Consider the following 16,414-nt stretch of genomic DNA (forward strand, 5'->3'; position numbering starts at 1 on the left):
ATAATGAACAAACACACGCTATAGAAACTATAACAGTGCCGGTTAGAATAACCGGCAATCTGGGCCCATATTCGCTCTCGGTGGCATTTTCCGCGCTAGGATCAAGTTTATTGAAATGAACATAACGCTGCCATTCACCCGCTCTTCAAACCGCTCAGGTTTAGTCGAGCTTTTACAAGCGGCTGGCATCGATGTGGTGCGCGGCTTTATGAGATATGAGCTTTGGACGTCACTCGCGCAGGATGATCTTCGTCAGAGATATCGCCGAACCGTTTTCGGCCTTGCCTGGCTGACGCTTTCCTATCTTGTCTTTATTCTGGCTAAAATTTTCATTTTCGGCGCTTTAAACCCTGCCCCCATGGCCTGGTTTGCAGCTTACGTTACGGTGGGGTTTTTAATCTGGCAGATTATCAGCTCATTTGTTGTGGACGGCTCTACCTCCCTGATAAATTCAGAAACTTGGGTGAAAGGCGTACAGCTGCCCTATTCTACCTATTTCTTTGAGAGTATCAGCCGGGATTTAATTATCTTTGCGTATAGCGCTGTTGTCGCGGGCGTTGTGTTGGTGGTGACCGGACATGTTCCGGGATGGGCAGCGCTGTCTGTGGCACCTGCCCTTTTATTGTTGGTTCTAAACGGTCTTTTTTTGCATATGCTGCTCGGCGTGATCTGCCTTCGATACCGCGATGTGGTGCAGGTTGTGCAAACCGCAATGCGCGTTTTGTTCTTTTTAACGCCTTTGGTCTGGACCGTTGATCAGGTGGGGCCAATCGCTGGCTTCCTCGTATGGAACCCTTTTACATATTTGATTGATATTGTTCGCGCTCCGCTTGTCGACAATATCATTCCGTTGACGAGCTGGCTGGTCTCAGCAGGTATAACCGTTGGTTTGGGCATCGTTTCTTTCTTCACTTTTGCGATCTTCCGCAACCGTATGGCGTTCTGGTATTGATGCGATGAGCTCGGTTAGCGTTAAAGATCTTTGTGTGCGTTTTCGCGTTTATGAAAAAACGCCGGGAACAATAAGCCCTGAAGGTGCGGGCATTTTTGCGCAGCGCAACCGGTCGCATCGATGGGTGGAAGCGCTTTCAAACATTAATTTTGATCTGCAAGAAGGCCAGCGCCTGGGCATTATCGGCCGTAATGGGTCTGGAAAATCGACGCTTCTAAAAGTTATTGCCGGGCTTTTGCCGGCAACTAAAGGAACCATAAATATTGAAGGCCAGGTATCTTCGCTCATCGATATCGCCCATGGGATGCGAATTGAGGCAACAGGTGAGCGCAATATATTGCTAAGAGGCATGATCGCAGGTCTGTCCAAGCGGGAGGCGAAAAGGCGCATCAGCGATATTGCGACTTTCGCGGAGTTGGGCGATTTTATAAAAATGCCGGTTCGGACGTATTCTTCTGGCATGGCAATGCGCCTTAATTTTTCTATCGCTACCGCCTTTAATCCCGATATTCTCATCGTCGATGAGTGGATCGGAGCCGGTGACCGCGCCTTTCAAAAAAAAGCGCGCTCTCGCATGCAAGAACTCGTTGATGCTGCGGGTGCTTTGATTCTTGCAAGCCACGATCTTGATCTTGTTGAGCGGATGGCGGACCGTGTTCTCTGGCTTGATGCGGGCCACGTTAAGGCTTTCGGCGGAGCAAAAGATGTTGTGGAACGTTATCGCGAGACGGTTGATGGATAGTGCGTGCCTCCTCCTTGTCCGATTCTCACATGATCTCCGCGCTTATGGAGTTGCGGAAATCGCTTCCCTTTGTCGCCCCTCTCTAGCAGCCCTTCATATTTGATCTCGACCCCGGAACCGGCTCTTTACGATGAACCTCGTCTATATCTTTTCGCCCTTTTTTGATCCCGCCGATACACAATTGTCTCGGATAGAAAAAGCACTGCGGGCTGAAGGGTATATTGCCTCTGTGATCGCCGAAAGGTCGCACTTTAACGATGTTCCCGATAACACCGTTGTTTTACGGAACCGCGCTTTGGCAATCCTGATTTTTGGCAGCCAACTTATCATTGCGGCTATCGTTTTTGGATATTTCACGCGGTTTTTGCCAACGGCCATGACGGTGTTGTTTTGGTCCTTGGTTGCGGCGTCGGTGTTTATCGCAAGCCGCCATGGGAGACATCTACGCGACCGACTTGTTGATATTGTTAGTTTTATTTTGATCAGGGCAATGCTCGCACAAAAAAAGCCGTGTGCGGTTTGGGTTATTTCTCCGTGGCATAATGAGATGGTCGATTATATTATGCAGCGCAAAGACATTGTATTTATTGCCGATTTTCAATCCGCAACAATAAAAGGTCATAAGAAGTCCGAAGCCGGAGAATCGCAAATCGGCGCGAAACACATTCTGAGAGATGCAAACGTCATTCTCGGCGATCCTGAGAGTGACTATGGATTGGATAATCGGAAAGTCGCGATGTCGGCAGAATATGCAGTTGATGTGACATCCGCCGCCGCGATGCTTTCAAAATTGAGTGAGTGACGTGACCCCCATCTTTCATCCAGCCGAAGCAGATGACCTCCGGAGACGTGCTCTGTGCTCTGCCCCCAGGAAACTGGATCATTTCAGTTTAGAGTTTCCGGTAGTCTGGAACCTGGCTGGGTGGAGACAGAAGGATGCGAGCATCGAAGTTCACGGACGCGCAGAAGGCGTTCATTCTCAAGCAGGGTGAGGCTGGGATTCCGGTTGCGGAAATTTGCCGGAAGGCGGGTATCAGTCAGGCGACATTTTTTAATTGGAAGAAACGCTATGGCGGTCTGATGCCGTCCGAGATGCGGCGGCTTAAGAAGCTGGAAGATGAGAATTCCCGGCTGAAACGGATTGTCGCTGATCTATCTCTCGACAAGGAGATGCTGCAGGACGTTCTCAAACGAAAGCTGTAAGGCCTGGTCGCAAGCGGGAGCTTGTCAAAGAGGCGGTTCGCGAATGGGGCGTGTCGATCCGGAGGGCTTGCAGGAACTTGCTGCTCGACACGTCCACCTTCCACTACCGTTCTCGGCGACCCGATCAGGCCGCGTTGAAAGAGCGCATCAAGGACATCTGCGAGACGCGCGTGCAGTATGGATACCGGCGCGTCCACGTCATGTTGAGGCGGGAGGGCTGGTTCGTGAACCAGAAGAAAGTTCGACGTATTTACAACGAGATGGGCCTTCAACTTCGTAACAAGAATCCGAAGCGGAAGGTCAGAGCCAAGCTGATCCGCGACCGCAAGAAGGCGGTGTCGCCTTTGGAAGTCTGGGCGATGGACTTCGTGCATGATCAGCTCGCAACCGGGCGTAAGTTCCGGATCCTGACCGTCGTCGATACGTGGTCGAGATACGTGCCTGCTATCGATGCCCGCTATAGTTATCGCGGTGAGGACGTCGTTCAGACCATGGAGCGGATCTGCGCCCAAACGGGTTATCCGAAGATGATCCGGGTAGATCAGGGATCGGAGTTCATCTCGCGAGACCTCGACCCCTGGGCCTACGCGAATAGCGTCACGCTCGACTTGTCAAGTCCCGGCAAGCCTACGGATAATGCGTTCATCGAAGCGTTCAATAGCCGGCTGCGGGCTGAGTGCCTGTCGGCACACTGGTTCATGAGCCTGTCCGATGCCCGCGAAAAGCTGGAGTGTTGGCCTAGAGACTACAATACGGTAAGACCACACAGTGCCATCGGGAACAAACCCCCGATAGCGCTGATCAATCACGCTGGCGTCTCCAGTCCGCCGTCGTGAAAAGGCCGGAAAACTCTAACCGGGAATGGTCCAGACTTGGGTCTCAGAGCATCGTCTACAAATCTAGGGGCTGTTCAGGACTATACATGATAAAGGAAGATAATTAGCATAGGGAGAACTTATGCCTACACCCCGGTGCCTATAACTACTTCCGAACTCGACGGGCCCACATACCGGCATTGGGTTCAGCCTCCTTGCACTCGCCGACTGATTGTTATTTTTCCTTAGTTTAGGTGGACGTTAATTGGTAGAACTGAAAGGAAAAACGCCGCTCGCCGATATTATCATCGTGAATTACCGCTCCGCGGATTACCTCAAGGCCTGTGTTGTTGGCCTGCAGGCGCAGACGGTGCCAAATTTCCGTGTCTTCCTCGTCGACAACAGCCCGGAGAACGGAGATGTCGACCGGCTCGGCCCGCTCGATGATCGCTTCACGGTGCTGCCGCAGTCGGGCAATACCGGGTTTGCCAGGGGCTCCAATATCGGCGCTGCCCAGGGTTCGGCCCCGTTTGTCGTGATGCTCAATCCGGACGCGGCCCCGGCTACGGACTGGCTGGAAAGCCTCCTAGCCTGCATCGTGGAAACGGGTGCCGGTATGGCCGGGTCGACCCAGCTGATGGCAACGGATCCGTCCCGCCTCGACGGCGCAGGCGATGCCTATTCGCCGATCGGTGTGGCTTGGAGGGGCGGTTTCGAACGACCTGCCAAAAATGTGCCGGAAACTGGTAGCTGTTTCAGCCCGTGTGCGGCTGCTTCGATCTACCGGCGTGAGGTGTTTGATGCCGTCGGCGGATTCGATGAACGCTTTTTCTGTTACATGGAAGATGTCGACATCGGATACCGGATCCGCTTGCGCGGCGGGTTCGGCGTGCAGTGCCGCCGCTCGATCGTTCATCATGTCGGTTCGGCCAGTTCGGCGCCTACCTCGCCTTTCGTGATCTATCACGGCACGCGGAACCGGATCTGGACTTTCCTGAAAAACACACCCCCGCTGCTGCTGATCGCCATGTTGCCGGCGCATGTCTTGATCAATCTGGCTTTCTTGGTCCGGAGCTTTGTGCACAGACGGTTTCGCACGACCTGGAAAGCGACTCTCGATGGTGTCGGGGGCTGGGGCTGGATCATGCGCGAACGGCGCGAGCTCGCCCGGACCCGAACCGTCGGGAGCCTGGGAATTGCCCGCTCATTGACCTGGTCGCCGCTGGTTCTTTTGCGCCGGGCGCCGGATATCCGCCCGCTGGAAACCGGTCAGACCGAGTAGAAATCCCGGTACCAGTCGACGAAAATCCTGATGCCGTCCTCGATGGATGTAGTGGCGGCATAACTATAATCGCGCGTGATCGCGGAAACATCCGCGCTGGTCTTGGTCACGTCGCCCTTCTGCATGGGCAGATAGATCTTTTTCGCTTCCATCCCAAGTGCCGCCTCGATGGCCGCAATGAAGTCCTTCAGCGGACGCGGATCGGACCCGCCGATATTGTAGATGCGGTGGCGCGCCGCGTTCGGCGTGTCTTCCGTGATCTTCACGGCGGTGCGCACGACATCATCGATGTACGTGAAATCGCGCTGCATCTCGCCCTTGTTGAAGACCCTGATCGGTTCGCCCTTTAGGATGGCGTCGGTAAACCGCCAGTAGGCCATGTCAGGACGGCCCCAGCTGCCATAGACGGTGAAGAAGCGCAGCCCGGTCTGGGTCAGGCCGTAAAGCCGCGAGTAGGCCACACTCATCAGCTCGTCGGCGCGCTTGGTGGCAGCATAGAGCGAGACCGGGTTTTCGACCGGATCGTTTTCGCTGAACGGCGTATCATTGCGCTCGCCATAGACGGACGAGGACGAGGCATAGACGAGGTGTTTCACGCTCGGCGTGTGCCGGACCGCTTCCAGTACGGCGAGGTGACCAAGCAGGTTGGAGCGCGCATAGGCCATGGGATTCTCGAGCGAATACCGGACCCCGGCCTGTGCAGCCAGGTGAATAATACGATCAGGCTGGTATTTCGCGGTCAGCGCGCCAAGCGCGACGTCTTCGGCAATGTCCAGCTTTTCAAAATCAAACCCGGACAGACACGACAGATTGGCCAGCCGTGCCCGCTTGAGTGCCGGGTCATAATAATCGTTCAGATTATCAATGCCGAGCACCTCATGTCCGCTTGTCAGCAGCGCATGCGATGTGTGAGAGCCGATAAAGCCTGCCGCGCCTGTAACCAGAATTTTCATCGTCTCAACCCGGCAATTCTGTGCAATCGGCGTCCGCCGTCATTTCTATACGGATTTCGTACAGGTCGATACTATTTGCCTCGTTCTCGGCCGACGGCCAGACACCGGCAAACCCGTAGCTCGGATCGCAGTAGGGAATATCAACGTCAATTGTGTAGCTGTTGAGCCCCGGCTCGAGTGTCTGAGCGCGCCAGCTGGACTGCCCCAGTCCTTCTTCAAAAAACCCGAGATCCGTCCGGGCTGCACCGTTCGCTGCCGAGGGCTGCAGGGTATAGGTCACCCGTACATCAGACCCTGAAATCGCGGCAAGCTCGTAGGGGCGCAGGGCATCAAACACACCTGCTGACGGAGTGAGAGTCGGCGACCCGCGCGTGACTTCGCCCGTAACGCGGGCAAAGAATCGGTTATCGGCATCGCGCAGAAATTCGAAACTGACGCCCTGTCCTGCGGCAAGAAACTGCAGGCGTTCGCCGCTGATGGTAATTCCGTTCGCGCGGATATCATCTTCCACGCCGATTATATCGGCGCTCTTGATCGCCAGCGGCACGCCAATCATCAGCGCGGCCGCGATAATCACGACCGGATAGAAGGCAAGATCAGGCGAACGAAGTATCATGGTGGTCGGCTAAGTCCCGATTTTTGGCCAAAAAACCTGAGCAGATCCCTAGCACGATTGCCGCGGCCCCGCCTACCTGTCTGTCAGGCGTGCCGACGGTCTTGGCAATAATGCGTGCCTGCTTACCTTTCACACATCAATTTGCGCTAGAAATTTCCGGAAACGGGAAGTCCGGGATTGAGCATGACAGCGCCAAAAACACTGATTGATACTGCGGCGCGCTTTTGCGACTGGATGCGGGACGCCGCTCTGCCGGTCTGGGCGGACGCCGGCTGGGATGATGAGCGCGGCGGGTTTCACGAACGGCTGAATCTCGACGGCACGCCCGATCTGGACGCGGTGCGCCGGGTCCGGTCTCAGGCCCGGCAGGTTTACGTCTATGCGCATGCCCACGAGCTCGGCTGGTTTGACGGCAAGGCACTGGCGCTCAGGGGCTTTGACTATCTGGTCGACAAGGCGTGGCAGACGGGCGGCGCCGGTGGCTGGGTGATGCGGCTCAATCTGGATGGCAGTGTCGCGGACAGGACCTGTGATCTTTACGAGCAGGCGTTTGCGCTTCTTGCGCTGTCTCACGTCTATCGCCTAACGGGGGATGCACAGGTCAAAACACTGGCCCGCGATACGCTCGGCTATATCGATGAGGCACTGGGCCATACGGCGGGCGGTTGGCGTGAAGCCGAACCGGATCGCCTCCCGCGTCGCCAGAATCCGCACATGCACATGTTCGAGGCCAGCCTGGCTTTGCACGAAGCCTTTGGCGGGCAGGGCCATCTCGCCCGCGCGGGAAACATATTGCGCCTGATGCGCGATCACTGGCTTTTTCCCTCCGGCGGCTTGCGCGAAGTGTTCAACCCCGATTGGTCGCCGCTGACCGGGCCCGAGGGCCGCAAGACCGAGCCGGGCCACCAGTTTGAATGGGTCTGGCTGCTGGATCGCTATGCGGCCCTGTCCGGCGATGAGACCGGCCCGGAAGTCTCCAGCCTCTATGCCTTTGCAAAAGCCTATGGCCGCTCACCGGTCTCGGGGTTGATTGTCTCCGCCGTCCGCGATGATGGTGTGGTGCTGGACGGCTCTGCGCGGACATGGCAGCAGACCGAGCATCTGAAAGCGGCGCTGGTTCAGGGCCAGACCGGACGTTCGGGTGGCTGGGGCAGCGCTCAGGATGCCCTGCATCAGCTCTTCACCAAATTCCTCAAGCCCGCCCCGACCGGGTGCTGGATTGACGCCTATGATGCGGCAGGAAACCCGGCGGTCAAAACCATTACCGCCTCGACGCTCTATCATTTGCTGGTCGCGGCCGTTGAAACCGATCGCGTGCTCGGCCGCCAAGGCGATTCCAGACTCCGGGTCGTGAAATGATCAATATTCGTCCGGCCATTCTCTGCGGCGGGTCCGGCGAGCGCCTCTGGCCGCTCTCCCGCAAGGACAGGCCGAAACCCTTCCACCGGCTCCTGTCGGACCGCACCCTGTTTGAAGATACGCTGCTACGCTGTGCCGGGCAGGGCGAGGGCATCGCCTTCACCGCTCCGCTTGTGATCGCAGGCCAAGCGATTGAGGCTCCCGTCCGCGACGGCCTCGCCAGTGCCGGCATCACACCGGCCGCCCTGGCGTTCGAACCCGTGGGCCGGAATACTGCCCCCGCGGCCGCTATCGCCGCCCTGCTGGCGCAGAAACAGGACGGGCCGGAAGCGCTGGTTCTGCTCGTGCCGTCAGATCATCACATTGCTCCGGTGACCAAATTCCGCGAAACGATTGCCGCCGCCGCGCCGCTTGCGGCGGATGGAAAAATCGTGGTCTTCGGCATCCCGCCCACGCGGCCTGAAACCGGCTATGGCTATATCCGGACGGGCGAGGCGCTGGGTGAGGGCTTCACGGTTGCTGCCTTCGAGGAAAAGCCGGATGAGGCAACGGCGCAATCCTATCTGCAAAGCGGTGACCGTTTGTGGAATGCCGGCCTGTTTCTGTTCCGCGCCGATATCCTGCTCAGCGAGCTCGCGCGCTTCGAACCGGAAATCCTGATTGCGGTGAAAGAATCACTGGGCGTGGACGGGGCGATTGATGCCGAGACGTTTTCGGCCAGCCCGTCCGTGCCGCTGGACATTGCGGTGATGGAACGCACCGCCCATGCCGCTGTCGTCCCGACCCGGTTCGACTGGTCGGATGTCGGCACCTGGCCGTCCCTAGCCGATGCGCTGGAGGGCGATGCCAATGGTAATATTCTGTCCGGAGATATTGTCGCGTTTGATAGCAAAAACAGCTATTTGCGCGGCGATGGCGTGACGCTGACGGCGTTGGGCGTGAACGATCTGGTTGTGGTGGCAACGGGAGATGCGGTCTTCGTGGCGCCAAAATCCCGAGCCCATGACGTCAAGAAAATCATCGCCGAACTGAAGGCCGGGGGACGCGACGACCGCCTCTGACAGCTCCAACTTCGAGTCATACTTGAAGTTTCGGCCATTCCAGTCGATTTTAGCGGCACATGTCTAACTCCACCGATCCCATGGCGCAGGCCATCGCCCGGCTCGATCGTGCCCTGACGCATGTTGAAGCGCGGCTGAATCGCTTGCAGGCCACAGCCCGTGATAGCAGCGATGCCGATGCCGATCGCGCCCGTCTGGCCGAAGAGCTCGACAAGGCCCGCGCCAGCGAAGCGGCTATGGCCGAGGCTGCCGAAGACGCGTCGAAAGCACTTGGTGAAGCCATCGCCGAGCTCCGCGCCGCTGCCGATGCGGCAGAAGCCGCAGTGGAGGCCGGCAATGGGTAAGGTCTCCGTCACCCTGAATGGCCGCGCCTTCACCATTGGCTGCGAGGACGGGCAGGAAAGCTATCTGCGCGAACTGGCGCGGCATCTCGATACCCATGTCACCGATTTGTCCAAACAGGTCGGCCAGATCGGCGATCTGCGACTCCTGCTGATGGCTTCGCTGGTGGTCGTCGACGAGTTGAAAACCGCCCAGAACCGGCTGGAGGCTCTGGAATCGCATCTCAACCGGCTGAAGAGCGAAAGCAGCGCCAAACCGGCGGAGTCGGCGGGCGCGGACGGGCTGGTCGAGGCGCTGAACGGGATTTCCGAGCGGCTTGAACGGCTGGCCACAGAAGATGCCTCTTGAGGATCGGCGCGGCGAGGTCCACATAGGGGATTGGCGGTCTCTGCGACACTCGTCAGGACTTTAATTCCCCGCGGCCTTACATCTCGTCGAGGGAGCTGCCTCTGATGGGGATCGTGGTCCCTGATACGCGGCGCCCACCTACACTCGTGGGTTCGATGGGAATTTATAAAGTCCAACGGTGATTGTGGGGCCGCTGCATGTTTCTGAATTGGCGAAAAAACCGGGCGAGGACAGCTGCATTATTGCGCCGCAAGGCGGCACACGCGGCCCACCCTGATGCCGCCAGAGACCTGGTTTCCAATTTTCCTGATGAAATCTGGCCCGGCGTCGGACACGTCGTGGCCGGATATTGGGCCGCAAATTCCGAAATCGACGCCATCCGCCTGATCGAGACCTTCCACTGTGAGCAGGCCCGAATCGTCTTGCCGCGTGTCGCAGGTCCGGATGTTCCGCTCGACTTTCACGCCTGGCATCCCGAAGACGAGCTGGAAAGAAGTGCCCACGGTATCTCCGCGCCGAAAAAGAGCGCCACACGTCTGACGCCGCAATTGCTGTTGGTGCCCCTTCTGGCCTTTGATGACCGCGGATACCGGCTGGGCTATGGCGGCGGCTATTACGACCGCACTCTGGAGGCCTTGCGGGCCGCCGGACCGGTCACAACGGCCGGTCTCGCCTTCGAGGCGCAGCGGGTGAAGAAACTGCCTGCGCAGCGTCATGATCAGCGTCTTGATTGGATTATCACCGAAAAAAGGGCATATCGCTTCGCGTGAACAGGAAGGCAGTGGTTATGCGGATAGCATTTTTCGGTGATGTGATGGGCAAGTCCGGACGTCAGGCCGTGCAGGAACACCTGCCGGGCCTGATCGCATCGCTTGGCCTCGACTTCGTCGCCATCAATGCGGAAAATGCGGCGGGTGGCTTCGGAATTACCGAGCGGACCGCAAACGAGATGTTCGATGCCGGCGCGGATGCGCTCACGCTTGGCAACCATGCGTGGGACCAGTCCGAAGCCCTGACCTTCATCGAACGCGAACCGCGTCTCCTGCGTCCATCGAATTATCCGCCGGGCACGGCACCCGGGCGGGGCGCAGGCGTCTTTCCGGCGAGGAATGGCGCGATGGTGTTCGTCATGAATGTCATGGGCCGGCTTTTCATGGACCCTCTGGACGATCCCTTTGTGTCGGTAGAAAAGGAAATCTCGGCCGCGCCGCTGGGCGAGGTCTGCGATGCGGCACTGGTGGATTTTCATGGCGAGGCGACGTCTGAAAAGAACGCCATGGGCTATTTCTGTGACGGCCGGGCCAGCCTCGTAGTGGGCACGCACACGCACATCCCGACGGCCGATCACCGCGTTCTGCCGCAGGGCACCGCCTATATCACCGATCTGGGCATGACCGGCGACTATGATTCAATCATCGGCATGGACAGAGAAGAACCCATGCGCCGCTTTACGACGCGCATGCGCTCGGGACGGTTCTCGCCCGCCGAAGGCGAGGGCACTTTGTGCGGTGTGGTGATCGAGACCTATGACCGGACAGGATTGTCAAAATCCATCCACCCGGTCCGCATTGGCGGCATCCTGCATCAGGCCGAGCCAGCGCTCTGATCAGCGTTTAGATTTTTCAGAATACGATTGGTCTGATCAACGATTTCGGAACAAATATAGTCAGTCCCGGCGCGTGCGGCCTGACCCTCCGCGACGAGTTTGTCGGATTCTGCGGCAATTTTTTCGAGGATCGTCGCTGCAATGTACGAAACCCGCCTGACCGTCGAGGCTGGTGCCAGTCCGCAGTCGTCCGCGAAAGCGATCCATGATTGGCGATTGATATAGCGATAATTCCTCTTTTGGCCGATTTTTATCGCCATATTGTGGGTAATATTGCTGTAGGGGGCCGCTGTCTGAAGGTCATAGGCAGGGGCGAGCTTGTAGTCCTGATCAATCAGGAAGCTGAAATTCTTGGCGTGGCCATCTGTGTTGGCAATGCAGGCGTTAAAAATGACCCGGTCACGCAGTTCCAGGCGATCCCGGATACGATTGCTGCTGAAACGGTCGACGACGCGGAAGAGGTCGCTGAGTTTCGGCCCGCCATGCGCCTCATATTTCTGCAACGGCGAATAGCCGAGCGCCTGTGCGGCGTCTTCCTGATGCAGTCGCGTGACAGAATTGGAATCTTGCAGAACGCGATCATAGCGTTTGACCAGCAAATATGGGTGCTGAAGCGCTTTTCCTACCTCCACGTCCGCAACGTCCAGACCAATGGCTTTGGCAAGTCGCATGCAGAGCGCTTCATTTTCGACTGACGCATAGAGGTGGGTCTCTGGCTTCAATATGTGGGTGGAAGCGGCACCGTTCAGAGGCAGGCGAATTTGGCCATCAATTCGCGCGATTACCATTTTCGACTGTGCGCCGGCGAGGGAGAGCCCGACATCTTCATTTCCCGCCAGTAGTGGGCGCGCCGGTAGCTGATCGATATCGGCTGCGAGCTCTTCTTCGCTTCTCGCAAGGTATTTGCCGGCGGCTTCGGGGCCGCCGATCGACAAGGCCCCCGCAGTTTCCCGCCCGGTTTTTTTGAGCAGAGTGTATAGATCCGCCGGATGCGACCGGTTCAACCGCGCAAATGCGCGAAGTTGATCTTCTTCGGGCAGAAGATTGGCAAACCAGTTTGTTGCGATCTCTGAATCCGGTTCCGTGAGCGTAACGGGAAGGCTGGCTGAAACGGGAAACGGGTCTTCCTCGTCCAACCATGACGGATTGTAGCGAAAATTGATATTCGCGCCTTCGCCGGTGATTGTGCCGACCTGGCGGGTTTCATAGTAGACTGGAATCATTCAACGCTGCTCGCTTTGAGGGTAAGGTTCAAGGCGGCCGCGACCTCCAGTATGGCCCCGATTCGGGCATTGGGCTTGCCGGATTCGATTTCGCTAATCCATTGGTGGCTGAACCCCAAAGCATCTGCCACCTGCATTTGGGTTAATCCGGCCTTTCGTCTCGCCTGACGCAAAGCGGCACCCAAGTCTTCTGTAGACCGAATGATCTGTGCCATGGTCTAGCCCCTTTCGCCGATTGACGAAATTTAGCACGATCTATTCGAGTAGGCAAGGGTTTTCGCCGATCAACGAAATTGAACAATAACTTCGGGAATTGAACTGGATTTCTCTGATCGACGAAATCACAGCGCGCCCTTTCCCGCATCCGTCCAATCCTTCAGGAAGGCATCCAGCCCCTTGTCGGTCAGATCGTGCCGGATCATGGCGTCGAAGATGTTCGGCGGCAGGGTGCAGGCATCGGCGCCTGCAAGCGCGGACCCTTCCACATGCGCCATCGTGCGGATGGAGGCGGCGAGGATATAGGTCACATAGCCATGCTCGTCATAGAGCGTGCGGATATCCCTGATCAGCCCCAGCCCGTCCTGTCCGATATCATCCAGACGGCCGATAAAGGGCGACACGAAGGTGGCTCCCGCCTTGGCCGCCAGCAGGGCCTGGGCGACGGAGAAGCACAGCGTCACATTGGTCGGATGGCCTTCATCTGTCAGCGCGCGGCAGGCTTTCAGCCCGTCCACGGTGAGCGGCAATTTGACGACGATATTGTCGTGAAGGGCGCGCAGCTTGCGGCCTTCGGCAATCATGGTTGCGGCATCTGTGGCAACGACTTCGGCGCTGACCGGCCCGTCGACGGCCTCGCAGATGGCCTTCAGTCCGTCGAAGAAATCACCGCCCGCCCTGGCCACCAGTGACGGGTTGGTCGTCACGCCGTCCACCAGCCCGCCTGTGGCGCGTTCGGCAATCAGACCGGCATCGGCACTATCCAGAAACAACATCATCGCGGCATCTCCTCTTGTCTTGTCTCCCGGATATCGCCTGCCGGTGAAGGAAACGTGACGAGACGGCTTGGAGGATGCACCTCACATGCGCTAACTAGCCGCCAGAGCAATTCACGCCGCCCTTCGGGGCGTGCCACAAACGGAGGCGACCGGACATGGCCGGACACTCGAAATGGGCAAATATCCAGCATCGCAAGGGCCGTCAGGACAAGGCGCGGGGCAAGCTGTTTTCCAAATTGTCCAAGGAAATCACTATCGCCGCCAAAATGGGCGGCCCCGACCCGGACATGAATCCGCGTCTGCGTCTGGCGGTGGCCAATGCCAAGGGGCAGTCCATGCCCAAGGACAATATCCAGCGCGCCATAGACAAGGCGTCGGGCAATGATGTCGATGCCTATGAGGAAATCCGCTATGAGGGCTTCGGCCCCGGCGGTATCGGCATCATCGTTGAATGCTCGACCGACAACCGCAATCGTGCCGCGTCCGATGTGCGCACGGCCTTCTCGAAAAATGGCGGTAATCTCGGCGAGACCGGTGCCGTCGCCTTCATGTTCGATCAGGTCGGCGAGATCCGTTATTCCGAAGAAGTCGCCGACGAGGAGGCGATGTTCGAGGCCGCCATCGAAGCCGGGGCCGAGGATGTCATCCATGAGGCCGGCGATGCAGACGAGGGCGAGCCCGGTGAACGCATCGTCTTTTGCGCCCGCGATGATCTCGCAGAAGTCGCCGGCAATCTGCAGACTGCTCTGGGCGAGCCGAAATCGGTGAACATCATCTGGAAGCCGCAGACGATGACGCCGGTCGAAGACGACAAGGTCGATAGCGTCGTCCGACTGCTCGAAGTGCTGGATGATCTCGACGACGTCCAGAATGTCTACGCCAACGCCGACTTCCCGGACGAATAGACGTGCAACCCGGCCTGACCTTTCTTGATGCCGTCAACGTCCCGTCCGGGACAGGCAAGGGCGATGATCGCTACGGATTTGATGAAGGCGCCGGCACGGCCTGGGTCGTTGATGGGGCCACCGATGTCGGCACAGCCCGCCTGTTTCCCGATATCGGGGCCGACGCGGATGCCCCCAATTTCGGCTGGGAGAGTGATGCTGCCTGGTATGCGGATCATCTGTCAGAGCGTTTTATCCAGCCGCCCGATCCGCTTGAGAGCGCGAAAGCCTATCTCGAGCGCGTGATCACAGACGTCACGGCCAGGGCGCATCGCGACGCCGTGGTTCGGATTGAGGAACAGCCCCGCCACAACCTGCCGAGCGCTGGCGGGATATGGATGCGGCGCGTCGATGACACGCTGGAATTTGCCGGGCTCGGCGATTGCGTGGCCATCGTCCGCACCGGCGGCCACACGCAATTCGTCGGCAATCTGGAGATGATCCGGGCCGAGCATGCCTTGAACCGCAAACAGCTTGCCGAGCCCGCGGGCAAGGTCGGCGGCTATGCCAGTGCGCGCGAAACCCGCGGCCGGATGAATACAGACGGCGCTCACTGGGTGTTTTCCCTGCATCCCGAAGCCGCCGCGCGCGCCGAGGTGACGCGGATACAGATGCGCGGCGAGACCCATGTTCTCCTGATGTCAGATGGCTTTTTCCGTCTGGTCGAACCCTACGGGCTTTATGATATCGACCGCCTGATGGCGCGTGCCATTGAGGAGGACAGCCTGCCGGACCTCGCGGCGCAACTCCGCGCTGCCGAGCAGAATCCGGAGGATGATGTCCGCATCGGCCGCCTGAAAACCTCCGACGATGCCTGCGCCGTGCTGGTCGAGATCAGCTAGTTTTCCGGCAGCTCATACCGCCCGATCACGCCCTCGGTCAGCGAGCCGAGCCAGAGATTTCCTTCATCATCCGGCACCACATTCGCCAGCATGCCGAAGCGGCTGTCGGGATCGTGGAAGCTGTCGAGATAATTTCCCTCTTCATCCATGACCAGCACGAAGGCCTTGGTTTCGCCGGGCCGAAGCCAGACCCATTCGGGCAGTTTGGTGATCATCCGCGTCCAGAACGGATTGCGATGGAGGAAGCGCATGATCGGCACGCGCTGTGTGTCCATGGCGATGTAGAGCCGGCCCTGACCATCGCCCATCAGACCATCCGGAATGCCGGGCAAATTCTCGGCCAAGATTTCGAACTCGCCGGCGCGCGGGCCCTCCAGCCAGTAGCGCGACAGGCGATAGCGATAGGTTTCCAGAACGAAGACGGCGCGATTGTCCGCCGACATGGCCACGCCATTGGCGAAATACAGCCCGTCGGCCAGCACCTCCATTTCGCCGGTGGCCGGATTGAGCGAATACAGGAGTCCATAGGGACGGTTCTCTGCCATGTCATAGGCATATTGCGGGGTCCCTTCGCCTGCCCCCCAGCGGTAAGACGCCTCGGAAAAATAGATCGTCCCGTCCGGCCCGATATCCAGATCATCGGCAAAGGCGAGCGGGTGCTCGGTCGCCCCGGTCGAGAGCAGGGTGACTTCACCAGTCGCGACATCGACTGCATAAACTCCGTCGATAGCCGCTGCAATCAGCCGGCCTTGGGCGTCCCATTGCAGACCCAGCACGGCAGCGCCGTCGGTCACCTGCGCCGCGGTCTCGCCTGCCCAGCTCTCTCCGTCCCGCGTCAGCCGGACGATCGATCCGTCATGCTGGCCGGAAAAGATCGCCCCGTCAGAGCCAATGGCCACATCCTCGGACGAGTGTAAAAGCGGGTGGGTGATCAGCTCCGCATCGGCCAGCCGTCCGCGCGGCTCCAGAACGCCGGTGAGGGCCGGCGGTTCCGGCTCGTCCCAATAGGCCGGGTCCACCGTGGCGGGCCAGACAAACCAGACCAGAAACAGACCGCCCAACACGGCCAGAACAATCAGAAATGTGCGCATGACCCCTGCCTCCCATTGATGCGGCAGCTTATCGCCAAAG

19 protein-coding genes and 1 other RNA gene are annotated in these 16,414 nt (G+C 58.6%); 14 read left to right on the forward strand and 6 right to left on the reverse strand.

What is annotated here, in order from left to right; all coding sequences use genetic code 11:
• Positions 1 to 115 precede the first annotated feature (115 nt).
• The 5 genes from HXX25_RS00200 (at position 116) to HXX25_RS00220 (ending at position 4,994) form a co-directional block, all read left to right on the forward strand.
• Positions 116 to 952 carry an ABC transporter permease gene (locus HXX25_RS00200; RefSeq protein WP_187166418.1) on the forward strand — a complete coding sequence of 279 codons (837 nt, stop codon included), beginning with the start codon at positions 116 to 118 and terminating at the stop codon, positions 950 to 952.
• Positions 953 to 986: 34 nt separating this feature from the next.
• Positions 987 to 1,694: an ABC transporter ATP-binding protein gene (locus HXX25_RS00205; protein ID WP_187166419.1), complete on the forward strand. Its 708-nt coding sequence runs from the start codon at positions 987 to 989 to the stop codon at positions 1,692 to 1,694.
• A 130-nt stretch (positions 1,695 to 1,824) separates the two neighbouring features.
• On the forward strand, positions 1,825 to 2,496 hold the full coding sequence (locus HXX25_RS00210; RefSeq protein WP_187166420.1) for a hypothetical protein: 672 nt from the start codon (positions 1,825 to 1,827) through the stop codon (positions 2,494 to 2,496).
• A gap of 134 nt (positions 2,497 to 2,630) precedes the next feature.
• Positions 2,631 to 3,733 (forward strand): IS3 family transposase gene (locus HXX25_RS00215; protein WP_187166421.1). Its coding sequence is split into 2 segments (ribosomal slippage): positions 2,631 to 2,892 and positions 2,892 to 3,733, totalling 1,104 coding nucleotides; the frame shifts between segments, so codons are not numbered across the junction.
• Positions 3,734 to 3,977: 244 nt separating this feature from the next.
• A complete protein-coding gene (locus HXX25_RS00220) occupies positions 3,978 to 4,994 on the forward strand; it encodes a glycosyltransferase family 2 protein (protein ID WP_187166422.1) in 1,017 nt (338 codons plus the stop codon).
• On the opposite strand, the gene HXX25_RS00225 is transcribed toward HXX25_RS00220, so the two are convergent.
• Entirely contained in the window at positions 4,982 to 5,947 is a 966-nt protein-coding gene (locus tag HXX25_RS00225) for an NAD-dependent epimerase/dehydratase family protein (RefSeq protein ID WP_187166423.1), read from the reverse strand. The genes HXX25_RS00220 and HXX25_RS00225 overlap by 13 nt on opposite strands.
• A 4-nt stretch (positions 5,948 to 5,951) precedes the next feature.
• Complete coding sequence (locus tag HXX25_RS00230; RefSeq protein ID WP_187166424.1) at positions 5,952 to 6,563, reverse strand: hypothetical protein; 612 nt, start codon at positions 6,561 to 6,563, stop codon at positions 5,952 to 5,954.
• Positions 6,564 to 6,746: 183 nt separating this feature from the next.
• On the opposite strand from HXX25_RS00230, the gene HXX25_RS00235 reads away from it, so the two are divergent.
• The 7 genes from HXX25_RS00235 (at position 6,747) to HXX25_RS00265 (ending at position 11,279) form a co-directional block, all read left to right on the forward strand.
• A complete protein-coding gene (locus tag HXX25_RS00235) occupies positions 6,747 to 7,922 on the forward strand; it encodes an AGE family epimerase/isomerase (RefSeq protein WP_187166425.1) in 1,176 nt (391 codons plus the stop codon).
• Entirely contained in the window at positions 7,919 to 8,983 is a 1,065-nt protein-coding gene (locus HXX25_RS00240; protein WP_187166426.1) for a mannose-1-phosphate guanylyltransferase, read from the forward strand. The genes HXX25_RS00235 and HXX25_RS00240 overlap by 4 nt, the downstream gene beginning before the upstream one ends.
• A gap of 59 nt (positions 8,984 to 9,042) precedes the next feature.
• Positions 9,043 to 9,327 (forward strand): DUF4164 family protein, encoded by a 285-nt coding sequence (locus tag HXX25_RS00245; protein WP_187166427.1) that lies wholly within the window; start codon positions 9,043 to 9,045, stop codon positions 9,325 to 9,327.
• Positions 9,320 to 9,673 carry a cell division protein ZapA gene (locus HXX25_RS00250; RefSeq protein ID WP_187166428.1) on the forward strand — a complete coding sequence of 118 codons (354 nt, stop codon included), beginning with the start codon at positions 9,320 to 9,322 and terminating at the stop codon, positions 9,671 to 9,673. Before HXX25_RS00245 ends, HXX25_RS00250 begins: the two co-directional genes overlap by 8 nt.
• A 34-nt stretch (positions 9,674 to 9,707) precedes the next feature.
• A non-coding RNA gene (gene ssrS / locus HXX25_RS00255) (6S RNA) lies at positions 9,708 to 9,868 on the forward strand.
• Between the two features lie 2 nt (positions 9,869 to 9,870).
• On the forward strand, positions 9,871 to 10,443 hold the full coding sequence (locus tag HXX25_RS00260; RefSeq protein ID WP_187166429.1) for a 5-formyltetrahydrofolate cyclo-ligase: 573 nt from the start codon (positions 9,871 to 9,873) through the stop codon (positions 10,441 to 10,443).
• Positions 10,444 to 10,460: 17 nt separating this feature from the next.
• Complete coding sequence (locus HXX25_RS00265) at positions 10,461 to 11,279, forward strand: TIGR00282 family metallophosphoesterase (protein ID WP_187166430.1); 819 nt, start codon at positions 10,461 to 10,463, stop codon at positions 11,277 to 11,279.
• Here HXX25_RS00265 and HXX25_RS00270 read toward each other — a convergent pair.
• From HXX25_RS00270 to fsa, 3 genes are all read right to left on the reverse strand, one after another.
• Positions 11,258 to 12,502 carry a type II toxin-antitoxin system HipA family toxin gene (locus HXX25_RS00270; protein ID WP_187166431.1) on the reverse strand — a complete coding sequence of 415 codons (1,245 nt, stop codon included), beginning with the start codon at positions 12,500 to 12,502 and terminating at the stop codon, positions 11,258 to 11,260. The genes HXX25_RS00265 and HXX25_RS00270 overlap by 22 nt on opposite strands.
• A complete protein-coding gene (locus HXX25_RS00275) occupies positions 12,499 to 12,717 on the reverse strand; it encodes a helix-turn-helix domain-containing protein (protein ID WP_187166432.1) in 219 nt (72 codons plus the stop codon). Before HXX25_RS00275 ends, HXX25_RS00270 begins: the two co-directional genes overlap by 4 nt.
• Before the next feature lie 126 nt (positions 12,718 to 12,843).
• Positions 12,844 to 13,497, reverse strand: a complete 654-nt coding sequence (gene fsa / locus HXX25_RS00280) for a fructose-6-phosphate aldolase (protein ID WP_187166433.1) — start codon at positions 13,495 to 13,497, stop codon at positions 12,844 to 12,846.
• 155 nt (positions 13,498 to 13,652) lie between these two features.
• On the opposite strand from fsa, the gene HXX25_RS00285 reads away from it, so the two are divergent.
• Together HXX25_RS00285 and HXX25_RS00290 are read left to right on the forward strand one after the other, a co-directional pair.
• Positions 13,653 to 14,402: a YebC/PmpR family DNA-binding transcriptional regulator gene (locus HXX25_RS00285; RefSeq protein WP_187166434.1), complete on the forward strand. Its 750-nt coding sequence runs from the start codon at positions 13,653 to 13,655 to the stop codon at positions 14,400 to 14,402.
• 2 nt (positions 14,403 to 14,404) lie between these two features.
• Positions 14,405 to 15,283, forward strand: coding sequence for a hypothetical protein (locus HXX25_RS00290; protein WP_187166435.1), 879 nt, complete (start codon positions 14,405 to 14,407; stop codon positions 15,281 to 15,283).
• Here HXX25_RS00290 and HXX25_RS00295 read toward each other — a convergent pair.
• Positions 15,280 to 16,374, reverse strand: coding sequence for an SMP-30/gluconolactonase/LRE family protein (locus HXX25_RS00295; RefSeq protein WP_187166436.1), 1,095 nt, complete (start codon positions 16,372 to 16,374; stop codon positions 15,280 to 15,282). The two genes, HXX25_RS00290 and HXX25_RS00295, sit on opposite strands and share 4 nt — an antisense overlap.
• Between the last annotated feature and the right edge of the window lie 40 nt (positions 16,375 to 16,414).

Origin of the sequence: Hyphobacterium sp. CCMP332 (assembly GCF_014323565.1) — a bacterium.
GTDB lineage: Bacteria > Pseudomonadota > Alphaproteobacteria > Caulobacterales > Maricaulaceae > Hyphobacterium.